This window comes from Shimazuella kribbensis DSM 45090, assembly GCF_000428065.1.
Taxonomy (GTDB): Bacteria; Bacillota; Bacilli; order Thermoactinomycetales; family Thermoactinomycetaceae; genus Shimazuella; species Shimazuella kribbensis.
Genome location: NZ_ATZF01000016.1, coordinates 24,825 through 40,756 on the forward strand (window position 1 = coordinate 24,825; position 15,932 = coordinate 40,756).

Sequence of the window (15,932 nt, forward strand, 5' to 3'; positions counted from 1 at the left end):
CTACTCCCGCCATATTTTATTGTCTATTACCAACTTTCCTACTTCTAAAAATATATTACTACTTCAAATTAGGAAAAACTAGCATATCACAGCTAGCATCCATGTTATTATTTGCATTTTCTTATCTTTGACACGAATCTAGTCTTCGCTCACACTCTTGTACAAGTAATCAAATACATCATCCGTTTTTCTTGGCTGCAAATTCATTAAAAAGCACCTTCTAAATGGTTTAAGTCTACAAACTCTCTCTCTTTTGTTAATAGAACCGATATCACATCAAAACGAATGGAAAGATGCTCCAATTTTTGTTTTTGCATAAATTGCACTGCCAATTTTCTCACTTGCTGCTGCTTTCGATATTGAACAGACTGAAAACCAAGACCAAATTGATTGGAGGTGGTTGTCCTTACTTCCACAAAAATAAGCTGCAAGCCGTCATTTGCGACAATATCTAACTCTCCAAGTTTCGTAGACCAATTTCTTGCGATCAGTTCCCACCCTTTGGAAACAAGATACCCCGCAGCTATATCTTCTCCCCGCTGACCAATTGCTTTTCTTTGAAACGTCATGAAGTAGCCTCTATTACTGCTCGCACAGGTGAAAAACTGCGTCGGTGAATAGGAGAAGCACCGTATTTTTGAAGTTTTTCTAAATGGGATGGCACTCCATATCCCATATGTTGATCAAATCCATATTGTGGGTACTGCTTATGTATTTCCATCATCCACTCATCTCGCGTTGTTTTTGCTATGATAGATGCTGCGGCAATGGAATGACTCAAACTGTCGCCTTTAATAAGGCTTTGTTGGGTAATCGTTACTTGTGGCAATTTAACTGCGTCTAGCAGTAGATGATCTGGTTGTTTTGATAATTTAGAGATCGCAATCCGCATAGCATGGAACGTAGCTTGTAAAATATTATGCTCATCAATATAGGAGACATCCACTATGCCAACACCTATACTGATGGCATCTCGATGGATACGCTCACGTAATATGTTTCGATCATTTGCGGAGACTTGCTTTGAGTCGTTCAATCCAGCTACATCAAAATCAGGTGGTAGAATTACCGCTGCTGCTACCACAGGTCCTGCTAGCGGGCCACGACCAGCTTCATCAATACCAGCAATACATGTTTTTCCATCAGCCCATAATTTTTTTTCGTATGTCCACATCTTTGCTAAACGTTCTTGTTCCGCCTTTTCTTTTGATTGTTGATTTTGATAACGTTTAGCCAGTTGTTTCACACCTTGCCTTGTATCTGCTAATAGCTCAGACAATACTTCCTCTGTAACTTCATTTTCTTGTAGCCATTCCCGCCAGGCATCAATCGTTTTCTTCATCTACAATCTCCTCATAATCACTTGGAGTTTCCAGAGAGACACGTCCCAGTCTGCCAGAGCGCAGATCACCCATCACGATATCAGCTGCTTTATCCCAATCAATCTCTCCACCGCGCATTAAACATCCACGTTTTTTTCCTATTTCATCTAATAATTCAACTGGAGTTTGATCTGTTATTTCAACAGCGTATCGTTCTGCTAACAACTTTGGATAACGATGACTTATGTATTTTAAAGTATGTAATGCCACTTCTTCCGTAGGCAATATATCCTCCTTGATCGCTCCACTCATTGCTAACCGCATTCCTACATCTGGATCTTCGAATTTGGGCCACAGAATTCCCGGTGTGTCCAATAATTCTAGTTTTTTTCCTACTCTAATCCACTGCTGTGCTTTGGTAACTCCAGGACGATCTCCTGTTTGAGTAGCATGTCTGCCAGCCAAACGATTAATCAAAGATGATTTTCCAACATTAGGGATACCTAATACCATGGCACGCATCCTTTTTGAAACAATACCTTTTTTTTGCCGTGTAACAAATAGAGGCTCCAATATTTTTTCACATGTTGCAGCAATTTTGGGTACACCTTTACCCGTTTTTGCATCGATAGGTAAAACAGACACTCCTATCCCTGTAAAATACGAGATCCAATCATTCGTAGTTGTCTCATCAGCCATATCCCCTTTTGTAAAAAGAACCAAGCGAGGTTTATGCCCGGTTATTTCGTCTATCATCGGATTACGACTTGCTAAAGGCAATCTGGCATCTAATAGTTCGATTACGATATCCACTTGCTTTAATTTCTCTTCTATCTGTCTTCTAGCTTTTGCCATATGACCCGGAAACCAATGGATCGACATGTTCAACACCTCTAGTACATTAAAATCACAAGGTCTTCCACTCTGAGATTGGCCAATAAATAAACTCCGCTCTTCCTATGACTTGATCAATGGGAATGGCACCTAATTCACGACTATCGGTACTGTTTACTCGATTATCTCCCATCACAAATAGATGGTTAGCGGCTATTTTAGTTGGTGGGACAGTGGAGGTTTGTGTAGAAAAATTCAAATAAGGTTCTTGTAGCAACTTTCCATTAATATATACATGATAATTCTTCACTTGTATCGTTTCACCCGGTAAACCAATTACTCTTTTAATCAAATCTCGATCTTCTGGAGTATGAAAAACAATAACTTCACCACGAGCTGGGGATTTTAAACGGTAAATAAGTTTATTAATAATGACCTTATCTCCTGTTTTCATGGTGTTTAACATCGAAGGGCCCTGCACGTAAGTCGGTTCTAAGATAAACCCTCGAATGACAACTGCGAGTATAAGTGCAATAATGACAGCTTTTACCCAATCGAACGCACGTGATGAAGATTTTTTGTGCCTTTGTCTTTGTCGTTCGAGACGTTCTCTCCGTTGTCGTTCCGAGCGAGAAATAAATTCACTCATTCGGACGCCTCCTATGAAAATATGGGAAAAGGACTTGATCAACTCAAGCCCTTTTCCGCGAAACGTGCATTCTATTTATGTGTCATTCTTTCTTTGATGCGAGCAGCTTTTCCACGAAGTTTACGTAGATAGAATAGTTTCGCACGACGAACTTTACCACGACGAATCACTTCGATTTTGTCCAAACGTGGAGAATGAAGTGGGAAAGTACGTTCCACACCTACACCATAGGAAATCTTACGAACAGTAAAAGTTGCAGAGATACCACCGCCACGACGTTGGATTACAACTCCTTCAAAAAGCTGAATCCGTTCACGTTGGCCCTCTTTTACTTTCACGTGCACACGAAGTGTGTCTCCAGCGCGAAATAGTGGGATATCTTGCTTCAATTGATCTTCTGTAAGGCTTCTGATAAGTTCTTGCATGATCGGATAACCTCCTTTCTTTTCTATTCAAAATTCCGGATCAAGGGAAACGGAAATATTTTACCACATACGTGGCGTCAAGACAATTAGTCTTTGTTTGTATTTAATTGACGCAAAAACTTACGATCTTCATCAGTCAGATTTGAAGATTCCAGCAAATCCGGTCGACGTTCCCATGTGCGAAGCAATGCTTGCTCCCTTCGCCATTTATCTATCTTGGCATGATGTCCAGAAAGTAAAACATCTGGCACCTTCATTCCTCGATATTCTGACGGTTTGGTATAGTGTGGATACTCCAATAGTCCCGTAGAAAATGAGTCATCTACATGTGACATTGGATTTCCCAATACCTCAGGAAGTAAGCGACTAACACTATCCATGACAATCATGGCTGGTAACTCTCCACCCGTAAGTACATAGTCCCCCATCGATATTTCATGGGTTACCAAATGCTCACGGATTCGCTCATCAAAACCTTCATAGTGTCCACAGAGTAGAACAAGATGGGGATACACTGCCAATTCCTCCGCCATTTCTTGCGAAAATGGTTCTCCTTGAGGAGTCATCATGATGATAGGAGGCTTCTCTGCAACATTTTCTAGTAAATGATCTACCGCATCAAAAATCGGTTGGGGACGGAGTACCATTCCACCACCGCCTCCATAAGGAGTATCATCAACGGTATGATGTTTGGAGTCGGAAAACTGACGAAAATTAATGAGATTAGCTTCTACCAACCCTCTCTCCTTCGCTCTACCCATGATGCTATGAGAAAGGAATCCATGAAACATCTCCGGAAATAAGGTTAGTACATCAAAGCGAATCATCGCCATTTACTCCAGTCCTTCCATCCAAACCATTGTGATCACTTGCTGAGTTACATCTACTTCCTTGATAACATCCTCAATATAAGGGAGCAATAAATCCCCTTTCCCTTCTCTGGACACTACCCACACGTCATTCGCTGGAAGCGTCAATATTTCCTTTACTCTTCCAACATGTTGTCCATCAGTGGTAACCACTTGACAGCCGATAATTTGATGAAAGTAAAAACCATCTTCCTCATCCGCTACTTCTTCTTCCTCTGGAACATACAACCAAGCACCTTTGAAAGGTTCAGCTTCATTGATATTATTCCATTCTCGAAAGCGAATCAATAGCGTAGATTTATGAGTACGAACCCCTACCACCGTAAGTGGAAGTTTTTCGACAAGCGTTGGATGTGCCAGCCAAACTTGTTTTCCAACTGCAAAACGTTGCTCTGGGAAGTCCGTATTCGCCATGATTTTGACTTCACCGCGAATTCCGTGTGTATTGACAAATTGACCTACACGAAGAAATTCCATTTTTACGTCAGCCCAACCTTATTTTTGTAATTTTTCTAGGATACCTTCTTTACGAAGCAAAGCTTTTACTGTATCAGAAGGTTGTGCTCCTGTTTGAAGCCATTTCAAAGCTTTTTCCTCATTGATGTTCACTTGCGCTGGTTCGGTCAAAGGATTGAAATAACCAATCTCTTCGATGAAACGACCATCACGAGGTGCACGAGCATCTGCTACAACCACGCGGTAGAAAGGAGCTTTCTTTGCACCCATTCGTTTTAGACGAATTTTCACTGCCATTTTTGTTTCACCTCCACTCTAGAATACACACTGCCTTACCCCATGAAAGGAAATTTGAAGCCTTTGCGTTTCTTTGTATTTTTCATCATTGAAGCCATTTGTTTCATACTCTTTTTCATCTCTTGGAACTGCTTGAGTAATTGGTTGACTTCTTGCACAGAAGTGCCACTACCCAAGGCAATTCTTCTTCTGCGACTCGCATTCAATACTTCTGGATGATCTTTTTCATAAGCAGTCATGGAGCGAATAATGGCCTCAATCCGATCCATCTTCTTCTCATCTACGGTCACATTTTTCAAAGCTTTTGCATTCGCACCTGGGATCATGGCGAGCATATCTTCCAATGGCCCCATTTTGCGAACTTGCTGCAACTGATCTAGGAAATCATGCAAAGTCAGCTTCTGACTTCGCATTTTCTTTTCTAGTTCTTTTGCTTTCTCCATATCTACTGCTTCTTGTGCTTTCTCGATCAAAGAAAGGACATCACCCATTCCTAAAATACGAGAAGCCATGCGATCTGGGTGAAAAGGCTCTAATGCATCCGTTTTTTCTCCCATCCCCACAAACTTAATGGGACAATTGGTTACCGCTTTTACAGATAAAGCTGCTCCACCACGAGTGTCTCCATCTAACTTGGTAAGAATGACACCCGTCAAATCCATTTCCCGATGGAAACTTTCTGCCACATTTACTGCATCTTGTCCTGTCATCGCATCAATAACGAGCAATACTTCATCTGGATTGGCTATTTGACGTACATTTCTTAACTCATCCATCATCTGCTCATCCACATGCAGTCGACCTGCAGTGTCGATAATTACGGTATCAAATTGTTCACTCTTGGCTTTTTCGATCCCTTTTTGAGCAATATTTACAGGACTTTCTTTGTCTCCAAGTGAAAATACAGGAACACCTAATTGCTCACCTAGTACTTCCAACTGCCGAATCGCAGCAGGACGATAAATATCAGCTGCAACCAATAACGGCTTCTTGTTTTGTTTAGCCAACCATTTCGCAAGCTTACCAGAGGAGGTTGTTTTCCCTGCCCCTTGCAGACCAACCATCATAATAACAGTTGGTGCCTTGCTGGCAACCACTAACTTACTCTCTTGACCACCCATCAATTCGGTCAATTCTTCGTTCACTACTTTTACTACTTGTTGACCAGGAGTAAGGCTTTTTAGTACTTCTTGACCAATTGCTCGTTCTTTTACACGATCAATAAAGGTTTTTACAACTTTAAAGTTTACATCCGCTTCAAGAAGTGCAAGACGAATCTCCCGCATTGCCTCTTTTACATCTGCTTCGGTTACTTTCCCTTTGCCACGAAGCTTTTGCATGACACTCTGCAAACGGCCAGACAATCCTTCAAATGCCATCTTCTCACCTCTTACGCTAGTCTATCATCTGCTGAATCAGGTCAGAAACCTCCGCTTGAAGTGATGGATCAGCAGATAATTTGGAGAGAATTTTTTTCGCTAGTTGATCACGCTGACGGTACTTTTGAACCAGACCCAGCTTATTCTCAAACTCTATTAAATGTTGTTCTGCTCGTTTGATGCCTTCAAAAACTGCTTGTCTAGATGTTCCTTGGTGATTTGCAATCTCTGAAAGCGACCAATCGTCGAGGTAATAACATTCTAAAATAAGTTGTTGTTTTTTGGTTAAAAGAGAGCCATAAAAATCATATAACAAATTGATTTCCGTTGTTTGCTCCAACAATATGATCACCTCTCGTTCGTGTCAAGGTGATTTCCTTTACAGTTGAAAATAGTAACAGAAAAAAATAAGGGAGTCAAGACAAATCCTTTATCCCTTAACAAAAAGTAAAAAAAGCATGCGACAAAAGAACCGTCCCCTTGTCGCTTAGAAAAAGTGTCAAAATATGATGCCAATTGGGATATTCATTTCTAAATTTCTATTATAGAATGAATGTAGGCAAGATTCGCCACATCCGAGGAAAGGATTTCCCATGCAGCTCCAGACGGCGACCATCAACTTCGACCCGAACTACACCTTCGACTGGAACGACCGCTCCGTCCGCTCCAACCTGAAGGACTGGCCCAGCTTTCACATCCCGTGTGACGATGGTCGGACGCTGATCTTCAACCTGAAGGAAGGGACTGCGTTCGAGCAGCAGAAGGCCGGCGAACCGTTCAACCCGCTGATGGTGCACACGAACAAGTACGATCCCGCCATCATCAAGTCCACCGACGAGATGTGCTTCGAAGACGAAGACGGCAACCTCGACTGCGACCCGACGCTCCTCCGTGACTGGGGTCAGCAGGGTCGGCTCATCTTCACGCGACTCCACTGGGTGAACGGTGTACCGACTGCCGCCAAGGTCAATCAGATGATGAGCGGCGGCAGTATTTGGTTGAAGGGAGACTCGTTCTACCTCTACGAAGACACCTGGGCCAATGGCGCTCCTATGCGCCATGATGGCACTCCGGTGGAGGTGCTGAACTCGAACTGCACGCACTACCCGAAGACCCAGGAAAACTACTTCACGGGTGAGATCGAGGCCGTCCAGATCCCTGGAGACTTCCAGGTGACGGAAGAACGCCTGATCCGCTCATGGGAGCACAGCAAGGTCGGGACGATCAAGGTCTACCAGTACGAGACGTTCGACGGCCAGAAGATGACGCGAGCCGTCCTCACCGACAAGAAGGGACACCAGTTCCATCTCTACAACACCACCGACAACCCAGAAGAGCTGACCTGCGCCAACAAGGGACAGCTCAACTGGCGAACGGGTGAGTGGATCGTCGCTCGCGGACTGCGGAAGACCGCTCCCGACTGGAAGACCCGTTCTCCTGGTCAGCCGGTCATCGACAAGCACTGGTCCCGTCGCCGTCAGTGGACGCGAAAGATGCGCCGCATGGCAGCGTGATCGATCGCTTCATCGGATGTGGAACTCCTCTGTGCTGAGCCAGCACAGGGGAGCCACTTTTTTCTTCCCATTATTAATCCGCCGTCTGTAAACATATTTCTCCAGAACCTATGATTACACTGGTACCTCCAATTTTTACTTCCTTATATTGCTCTCCCTCTTTCCCAATTGTGATATCAATATAACTCGGTCTTCCCATTTCAAACCCTTGTTCACTTCGAATGAAATACGTTTCTTGTTCAACAGGTGAGACCACTGCATGTTCCACTAAATATGCTCCTAAAGAACCACTCGCGTTTCCAGTTGCAGGATCTTCGGAAATACCCATTGCTGGGGCAAACATCCTACTATGAATGGTAGATGAAATATTTTCGGTTTCGGTTGTAAAGGTAAAAATATGTTGTATCTCCGGATTTCTACTAAAATGTTTCTCCCAAATGTCCATACGAAATTGGATTTTTTTTATTGCGTCAAGCGTACAAATCGGGATAAACAGAAAAGGTACACCTGTCGAGACAGTTTGAATCGGTAAAGCAGGATCTAGATCTTCTACCGATAAAGAAAATAAATCAGCAACATTTTGCCTGTCCTGATACACTTCACCAAACTCTGGTAATGGTTGTGTCATTTCCACTTTAGAAATACGAGATTGTTCCCTATAAACTTTTACAGGAATCTCCCCCACTTCCTCCTCTAAAACCCATTCGTTTACCCCTTCTTTTGTATCCAAAATCCCTTTATCTGCAAGCAAATATGCAGTTCCAATTGTGGGATGCCCAGCCATTGGCAGCTCTACTTTTGGCGTAAATATTCTCAGTCGTTTTTCCTTTTTCGCATCGGATGGGGTTTGAACAAACACGGTTTCGGATAAATTTAGTTCTCTGGCAATCGTTTGCATTGTTTCCGTTGGCAGATTAGTGTCATCATAAAACACAGCTAATTGATTACCGCCAAAAGGTTTTGTGGTAAATACATCAAGCAGAGCATAACGTAAAGCTTCCATTTGAAATCTCCTTCAGGGAATGATATGGACTTCAATAGTAAAAACAACGGACTAATTCTACCCTTATTTTAAATGATACTGTCTCTCTCTACGAACAAAAAGCACCCTTTTGAAAACAAGGATGCTGCTAAAACTACGTATGATTTGTAATGATATTGGCCAGCTTCCCAGCATCTACATTGCTACCGCTCAAAATAGTACATACTTTTTGACCAGTTACATCCAGATGTCCATTTAATAGAGCCGCAACACCTATGGCACCAGAACCTTCTACCATATAATGATGCTCTTTGGCTAACCAATACATGGCGTGAGCAATTTCTTCTTCTTTCACCAAGATGATATCATCCACTACTTGAAGGGCGAGATCAAGATTTCCTTGTGTAATCCCACCATGCAATCCATCCGCAAGGGAGTCTTCATATGTTACATCTACGAGTTTCTTCTCTTTGAAAGAATAGTACCATGGAGGAGACGCATGGGATTGCACACCGATCACTCGGATAGCGGGATTGATTGCTTTTGCTGCAACTGCTACTCCGCAAATCAATCCTCCCCCACCAGCAGGGACAACAAGGGTATCAAAATCAGGCTGCTCTAATAAAATTTCCAGCCCAACTGTACCTTGTCCAGCAATAATTTTGTTATCTTCAAATGCATGCACAAATGTCCTGCCTGTTGTCTTGGCTAGTTCGTATGCATGAGTTTCTGCCTCATCGTAATTATTTCCGAACTCCACTAACTCTGCACCATATCTGCGGATACCCGCTTTTTTTGTTTCTGGTGCAGTTTTTGGCACCACAATCAATGCTGAAATATGGAGGTGGGAAGATGCATAAGCCACGCCTTGAGCGTGATTACCAGCAGATGCCGTGATCACTCCTTTAGCTCTCTCTTCATCTGTCAAAGAAAACAACTTCGTAAATGCTCCTCGAAGTTTAAAAGATCCTGTTGTTTGCAATGCTTCTACTTTAAACCACACATCTGCTCCTGTTTGTTCAGATAAAACAGGAGCAGGCAAAAGTGGTGTGGCTTGTATTTGATCTTTGATAACTGCTTTAACTTGAATGACATCCAATAAGGAAACGTTCAACATGATGAAAAACTCCATTTCTTTTTACTCTTGATGCAAAATAAGTTCACAGAAAAAACGAATAGCCATTGATATCGATTCTTCATCGATATCAAAACGAGGGTCGTGATGAGGATAGCTGCTCTTTTCACTATTCATCCCTACAAATAGGAAAGCCCCTGGTTTCTTTTGTAAATAAAACGAAAAATCTTCAGCAGCCATGGATGGTTCTATTGTCTCATATGTTTTTGCAGGAAAGGAAGTAACAATTACTTGTTTTACAAATTCACTGACATTGGAGTCATTAATGACAGGAGGTGTCCCTCGTAAAAGTTTAAAAGAAATGGATGCTCCATATGCTTCCGCAATTCCTTTTGCTACCCTTTCTAACTCAATAGGAAGCCATTCTCTGACTTCATTGGTAAAAGCACGAAGTGTCCCATACAGCGTTGCTTCATGCGGAATAATATTATACGTTGTCCCCGCCACGACTTTACCAACCGTAATAACAGCAGGCTCCATCGGATTGATTTTTCTGCTAATAATCGACTGAATACCACTGATCACTTGGCTCGCAACAAAAATCGGATCAATCGTCTCGTGAGGTAAAGCCCCATGTCCACCAGAACCATGAATAACCAATTCAAATTCATCTGAAGAGGCCATCATCGAACCAGATAATAATCCGATCTTTCCTTTCTTCAGTGGCTGCCAAAGATGTAACCCATAAATTTCATCTAGTAATTCCAATAATCCCTGTTCGATCAATGCTTCTGCTCCGCTAGGTCCCATCTCTTCTGCAGACTGGAAGACAAACACGAGATTCGGTTTAATCCGATAGCGATTTTCTGAGGCCCATTTGGCTACAGACAACAAAATGGCTGTATGACCATCATGACCACATACATGAGCAACACCAGATCGTTGAGAAATACAAGTCTTCTCCCCTTCCTCTTGGATGGGGAGTGCATCAATATCGGAACGCAAACCAATTGTCTTTGTACCATCTGTTCCAGGAAGAAAAGCAACGAGGCTAGGCGCTTGATAATCTAATATTTCTAAACCCAAATCTTGAATATGTTTTTTGATATATTGATGTGTCTCCCATTCTTGCCCAGATAGCTCTGGAAATTGATGAATATGACGACGATGGGCGATAGCCCATTCTGCTAATGTTGAACTTACTTCCATCGCTACCTACACTCCTTCTTAAAATGGTCCATAATTTATCGCATGCGCTACAATAACTGCTACAAGTCCAATGCCATATTGAATCAAGATCAGGGGTAAAATCCACTTCACCCACCGTGACCAAGGAATACCTGCCAAAGCTAGTCCTGCCATAAAATAGCCTGAAGTAGGGAGGATAATGTTTCCGATTCCATCTTGCAAAGAGAAGGCTAATACTGTTGTTTGTCGCGTTACTCCCACTAAATCGGCTAGAGGAGCAATAATAGGCATTGTCAATGCTGCTTGACCACTTCCAGATGGAACAATAAAGTTTATCACTGCCTGAAAAACATAGATGCCAATCGCACTAAGGTAACCCGGAAAGGAATCCAATGCGGAAGCAGCAGTATATAAAATGGTGTCAATCACACGACCATCCGTCAAAATCACTACTACTGCTTTTGCTACACCAATAATCAAAGCTCCTGAAATAAGCCCCGCAGAACCACCCATAAAACGATCTACAAAATCATTAGGGTGTATACGAGCGATGAATCCTACTACAATCGCAAGCAAGATAAACATCCCTGCAATCTCGGTCATATACCATCCATATTTGATAACCCCAAAGGCGATCCATACAAAATTGAGTAAAAAACAGATGAGAACTGCTTTGTGTCTCCCTGTAAAAGTGACATCCGTTTTGTTAGGATCAATTTTACTGTACCTGCCATCTCCGAAAAATCCTTTGCTGGGATCTTTTTTTACTCGGACAGCATGGCGGTATATAAACCACACACCAACGAGATACATGATAACAAATAAAACAATCCGAAATCCGATGCCAGAAAACATAGGTAATTTCGCAATTCCTTGGGCAACACCGACTGTAAACGGATTCATCACAGCAGTCGCAAATCCGATAGAAGCTCCAACCAATACGATGGCTGCTCCTGTTAATACATCAAAACCTAATGATAACGATAGAGAGATGAGGATCGGAATATAGACGAGCGTCTCTTCTGCCATCCCGATAAGGGAACCGCCAATAGCAAAAAAGAGCATCATAAAAGGGATGAGCCACTTTTCCTTATTTCCAAGTTTTCGAGAAATACTAAAAATGAATGCTTCAATAGCTCCAGTTGAAACGATAATTCCAAATGCTCCACCGATGATAAGAACAAAGAAAATAATATCACCAGCTTCTACCATACCTTTGTGAAAAGACCCTGCAAAATCCATAAGGTTTAAAGAAGCAGAATCAACATGCTTATACGAATTTGGTACTACTATACTTCTTCCATCTACCTCTGTTCTCGAATATTCACCTGCTGGCAAAATATAAGTCAGAATTAGAGCAATAGCAAGTACAATCGTCAATAGTACGAAAACATTTATTTCTTTTGTTTTTTGAGAAATAGATAATGGAGTTGACTTGTTCACTTGTCTCGTTCCTCCTAATGGCTAGCAGACTATTTTAATAGAATGTAAAAATATAAATCAAGACACACTTTTATACACTCTATATTTAGAAAGATTCTAGCATAGCAATCATAATGATAACTAATTAATTTAATCAATAGTAATCATTATAAAATTTTATATTTTATTATATATAAAAATAAGTGACCGCATGAAAAAACCTTCTTTTCATGCGGTCAAGGATTCTATTTATTTACTTGTCGAATAAAGTCCGATACTTTTTCCAGTCCTTGTATTAGCACATCGGTCGCGCAAGCATAGCCGATTCGCACAGTCCCCTCTAGATCAAAGCATGAACCAGGGGTTAGGAAAGCACCATTAGCTCGGAACAATTGTAAACAAAAATCTTCTGACGTAAGTGGCAAATCAAAGTGTAGAAGAGCGGTAGTTCCTGCCTGTGGTTTTACATAATGAATTGCTGGTTCACTAGCTACCCAGTTGTCTAAAATAGCTAGATTTTCGCGAACAATCTTCAGATTTCGCTCTAGTATCTTATCGTAGTTTCGAAGAGCGTGCACGGCAAGCATGTCATCGATCAAACCACAACTAATCGTCGTATAATCTCGATGTTTTAAACATTCTTTTATGACCTCTGGAGAAGCAGCAATCCATCCCAATCGAAGACCAGCTAAAGATAAGACTTTGGACATACTCGACGTACTAATCCCTTTTTCATACAAATCTACGATAGAAGAAATTTTTACGTCTTCTTGTAGTAGATTGCGATATACTTCATCACTGAGTATGTAAGCATTTGCTTCTCTCGCAATCGCCACAATCTCCTTTAACATCTCATCATCCATCAAGGCACCTGTTGGATTATTCGGGTTATTGATAATGATTAATTTGGTATTATCCTTCACAAGTTTTCGAAGCTCGTCCAGATCAGGTAAGTAATTATTTTCTTTACGAAGAGAAAGTAGATCCACACTTGCTCCAAACGATTTAGGTACATCGTACAGCTGTTGATAAGTTGGGTGTACTGCAATCACATGATCGCTTGGACCAACAAGAGAGTAAAGAACTAAAAAGTTAGCACCAATAGCGCCATTCATCAGAAGTACTTGGTCTTCGGTTACGGATGTATAGGAACTAGCAATGCGTTGTCGAAACTCAGGAGAACCGATTATATGTCCATAAGTCAATTTTTGTTTCGCAACATGTTCAAAAAAATCAGCTGGCTGTGTACCATCTAATTGAATGAGTTCCTTCACCGTTAACGAATCTACACAAGTTTCCGCAATATTATAAATTGCTTCGTGTTCATACTCATTCATCCATTCTTCTACTGCAAATGCTGGAATACGCATGTGATACCCTCTTTTCCGTTTAAATATCTGCTACTACACCAGAACCATTTTTCTCCGCTTCTTTTAAAATGGATTCAGCGGTAAGCAAATCTTGTAGCGCAATGCCTGTACTATCAAATACAGTAATATCATGATCTGATGTTCTACTCGGTTTCCGTCCGCGAATAACACTACCGATTTCGATCAACGCATCTTTTTGTATGGTTCCTTTTTTAATAGGAATTTCAGTTTCACCGACATTTACGGCTTGCGTAACATCATCTACAAACACTTTGGCGTTAGCATAAATATGTTCATCTAGTTCTTGTTTTCCTTCCATATCTGCACCAAGGCAAGTGATATGGGTACCAGCTTTTACCCACTCTTTCTTAATCAAGGCTTGTTTGGAAGGGGTTGCCGTATTAATTACATCAGCTTCTGCAGTAGCAAGTGCTATATCTTGTACAACTTCAAAAGGAACATGGATCCTTCTTACCATTTCGTCATAAAATTCCTGATCTGATCGGTAAGGCGCGAGCAATCCCAGACATTTTTCTCTAATCGTTGTACAAAAAGCTGTTGCTCGTTCTACTGATCTTGGGTTGTACACCAATACTTTTTCTATGTTTTCAAGTACCATTAATGTTGCAAGAATATGATAAGGTCCAAGATGACCAGAACCGACAGATAATAGCACTTTGGAATCTGCTCTAGCAAACTGTTTTGCACCAACACCGGCCGCAGCTCCTGTACGCATTAAGGTGATCGCTTCTCCACTCATGATCCCAATAGGTGCTCCCGTTTTACTATCTAAGACCATAACGGTTCCGATAATGGCAGGCAAACCTTTAGCTGGATTTTCTCCAAACCAAGATACTAGTTTTAAACCAAATATATTTGCACCAGCTAAATGACCGGATTTGATATCCATATCGGCTACACCAGGTTCAAATTCATGAAAGACCATAGGAAACAAAGTTGCTTTCTGCTCGTCTTTTAATGTATATGCTCTCTCTACAATTTCCAAACAACTTCTCATATCGAGATTTTCTTGTATAGCTGCTTGATTTAAAACCCGAAATGGAAACATACGACAGCTCCTCTCAATTGCAAACGTTTGCTATTTTCGATACCATAATCTAAACGATAATCTACCATAGTCGAATAACAATCTGAAATTAAAAGAATTAATAGCATCTATAAAAAATCATAAAGAAGGGATGTTTTGTTTTGGAGCTTCGCAATTTACGTACCTTTCAAGTGGTCGCTGAACATTTAAATTTATCCAAAGCAGCTGAAATCCTTCGATATACACAACCAACGATTACGTTACAGATTCAAGCTTTAGAAAGAGAAATTGGCTATCCACTCATCCAAAGAATTCGAAAAAAAACCTTTTTGACACCTGCTGGTACAATTCTTAAAGAACATGTTGATGAGTTGTTCGAAGTGATCAGAAATATGGAAACAGCATTGCAAACCATGCAAGGTCCGTCAGGTCAACTACGTATAGCAGCACCTGAATTTTATTGTGTTCACCATCTTACTCCTGTCATTCGGGATTATTTTCGCCTTTACCCCTTAGTAAAACTAGAGTTAATCTCTTGTCACAGTAAAGATGCCATTCTTCATGTTTTAAATAACCGAGCCGATTTTGCTGTCATCGCTGGTGAAAGTAGCAAAACAGAAATACAGGAACACACCATAGATGAAGAAGAAGTATTATTGGTCGCATCCAAAGATCTAATCACAGAGCCATCTGACATCAGTAAACTAAAGCAATTCCCATTCTTCATGCATCACGATCAATGTAATTTTGTCGATGTAATCAAAAGCAGTTTAGCAGAATACAATCTCAGTCCCGAATGGATCATAGAATCTGGCAGCGAAGAAGCAATAAAAAAAGCGGTTCTCCAAGCTTCTGGCTGGGCACTTCTCAGCTCCAAATCGATAGAATCAGAACGAAACAACAAATCCATCTTAAAAATCAAGATTGCCGATCGAAAAATAAAAACAAACGCAATCTTTCTACAAAATCGTGCAAATGAACCAAATATTATGAGCTTTCATCAACTTTTGAAAGAGAATTGGCCAGCTTAATTATGTAGAAAATTATACATACTATAAGAAATTCCAATTCGTCATTTGCACACATAGGCTGTAAAGTAAAC

General features: G+C 41.2%; 18 protein-coding genes. 2 read left to right on the plus strand and 16 right to left on the minus strand.

The features are described 5' to 3' along the window. Window positions 1-206 precede the first annotated feature (206 nt). The 10 genes from A3GQ_RS0118275 to ylxM all read right to left on the minus strand — a co-directional run bounded on the left by A3GQ_RS0118275 (window position 207) and on the right by ylxM (window position 6,571). Entirely contained in the window at window positions 207-569 is a 363-nt protein-coding gene (locus A3GQ_RS0118275; protein WP_028778296.1) for a YraN family protein, read from the minus strand. After that, the gene (locus A3GQ_RS0118280) at window positions 566-1,342 is read right to left on the minus strand and encodes a ribonuclease HII (RefSeq protein WP_028778297.1); all 777 of its coding nucleotides are present in this window, start codon (window positions 1,340-1,342) and stop codon (window positions 566-568) included. Before A3GQ_RS0118280 ends, A3GQ_RS0118275 begins: the two co-directional genes overlap by 4 nt. Then, window positions 1,326-2,204 carry a ribosome biogenesis GTPase YlqF gene (gene ylqF / locus A3GQ_RS0118285; RefSeq protein WP_028778298.1) on the minus strand — a complete coding sequence of 293 codons (879 nt, stop codon included), beginning with the start codon at window positions 2,202-2,204 and terminating at the stop codon, window positions 1,326-1,328. The genes A3GQ_RS0118280 and ylqF overlap by 17 nt, the downstream gene beginning before the upstream one ends. A 25-nt stretch (window positions 2,205-2,229) precedes the next feature. Continuing rightward, entirely contained in the window at window positions 2,230-2,805 is a 576-nt protein-coding gene (lepB, locus tag A3GQ_RS24905; protein ID WP_037465491.1) for a signal peptidase I, read from the minus strand. A gap of 71 nt (window positions 2,806-2,876) precedes the next feature. Beyond that, complete coding sequence (rplS, locus tag A3GQ_RS0118295) at window positions 2,877-3,230, minus strand: 50S ribosomal protein L19 (protein WP_028778299.1); 354 nt, start codon at window positions 3,228-3,230, stop codon at window positions 2,877-2,879. Window positions 3,231-3,316: 86 nt separating this feature from the next. Continuing rightward, window positions 3,317-4,057: a tRNA (guanosine(37)-N1)-methyltransferase TrmD gene (gene trmD / locus A3GQ_RS0118300; protein WP_083964318.1), complete on the minus strand. Its 741-nt coding sequence runs from the start codon at window positions 4,055-4,057 to the stop codon at window positions 3,317-3,319. A 6-nt stretch (window positions 4,058-4,063) separates the two neighbouring features. Beyond that, window positions 4,064-4,576, minus strand: a complete 513-nt coding sequence (gene rimM, locus A3GQ_RS0118305) for a ribosome maturation factor RimM (protein WP_028778301.1) — start codon at window positions 4,574-4,576, stop codon at window positions 4,064-4,066. Window positions 4,577-4,594: 18 nt separating this feature from the next. Beyond that, window positions 4,595-4,852 (minus strand): 30S ribosomal protein S16, encoded by a 258-nt coding sequence (rpsP, locus tag A3GQ_RS0118310; protein WP_028778302.1) that lies wholly within the window; start codon window positions 4,850-4,852, stop codon window positions 4,595-4,597. A gap of 35 nt (window positions 4,853-4,887) precedes the next feature. Continuing rightward, window positions 4,888-6,231, minus strand: coding sequence for a signal recognition particle protein (gene ffh / locus A3GQ_RS0118315; RefSeq protein WP_028778303.1), 1,344 nt, complete (start codon window positions 6,229-6,231; stop codon window positions 4,888-4,890). Between the two features lie 16 nt (window positions 6,232-6,247). Continuing rightward, complete coding sequence (ylxM, locus tag A3GQ_RS0118320) at window positions 6,248-6,571, minus strand: YlxM family DNA-binding protein (RefSeq protein WP_245596816.1); 324 nt, start codon at window positions 6,569-6,571, stop codon at window positions 6,248-6,250. 253 nt (window positions 6,572-6,824) lie between these two features. Between ylxM and A3GQ_RS27315 the strand changes: the two genes are divergently transcribed. After that, a complete protein-coding gene (locus A3GQ_RS27315; protein WP_156877805.1) occupies window positions 6,825-7,745 on the plus strand; it encodes a hypothetical protein in 921 nt (306 codons plus the stop codon). 73 nt (window positions 7,746-7,818) lie between these two features. On the opposite strand, the gene A3GQ_RS0118335 is transcribed toward A3GQ_RS27315, so the two are convergent. The 6 genes from A3GQ_RS0118335 to A3GQ_RS0118360 all read right to left on the minus strand — a co-directional run bounded on the left by A3GQ_RS0118335 (window position 7,819) and on the right by A3GQ_RS0118360 (window position 14,851). Beyond that, window positions 7,819-8,748 (minus strand): PhzF family phenazine biosynthesis protein, encoded by a 930-nt coding sequence (locus A3GQ_RS0118335; protein ID WP_028778307.1) that lies wholly within the window; start codon window positions 8,746-8,748, stop codon window positions 7,819-7,821. Window positions 8,749-8,881: 133 nt separating this feature from the next. Further along, window positions 8,882-9,844 (minus strand): threonine ammonia-lyase, encoded by a 963-nt coding sequence (locus tag A3GQ_RS0118340; protein WP_028778308.1) that lies wholly within the window; start codon window positions 9,842-9,844, stop codon window positions 8,882-8,884. Window positions 9,845-9,865: 21 nt separating this feature from the next. Continuing rightward, a complete protein-coding gene (locus tag A3GQ_RS0118345) occupies window positions 9,866-11,011 on the minus strand; it encodes a M20 metallopeptidase family protein (protein WP_028778309.1) in 1,146 nt (381 codons plus the stop codon). 18 nt (window positions 11,012-11,029) lie between these two features. Then, entirely contained in the window at window positions 11,030-12,433 is a 1,404-nt protein-coding gene (locus A3GQ_RS0118350) for a YfcC family protein (RefSeq protein ID WP_028778310.1), read from the minus strand. Between the two features lie 224 nt (window positions 12,434-12,657). Continuing rightward, complete coding sequence (locus tag A3GQ_RS0118355) at window positions 12,658-13,782, minus strand: aminotransferase (RefSeq protein ID WP_028778311.1); 1,125 nt, start codon at window positions 13,780-13,782, stop codon at window positions 12,658-12,660. Between the two features lie 19 nt (window positions 13,783-13,801). Beyond that, on the minus strand, window positions 13,802-14,851 hold the full coding sequence (locus A3GQ_RS0118360; protein ID WP_028778312.1) for an ornithine cyclodeaminase family protein: 1,050 nt from the start codon (window positions 14,849-14,851) through the stop codon (window positions 13,802-13,804). 140 nt (window positions 14,852-14,991) lie between these two features. Here A3GQ_RS0118360 and A3GQ_RS0118365 point away from each other — a divergent pair, with 140 nt between their 5' ends. Next, window positions 14,992-15,861, plus strand: a complete 870-nt coding sequence (locus A3GQ_RS0118365) for a LysR family transcriptional regulator (RefSeq protein WP_028778313.1) — start codon at window positions 14,992-14,994, stop codon at window positions 15,859-15,861. Window positions 15,862-15,932: the final 71 nt, after the last annotated feature.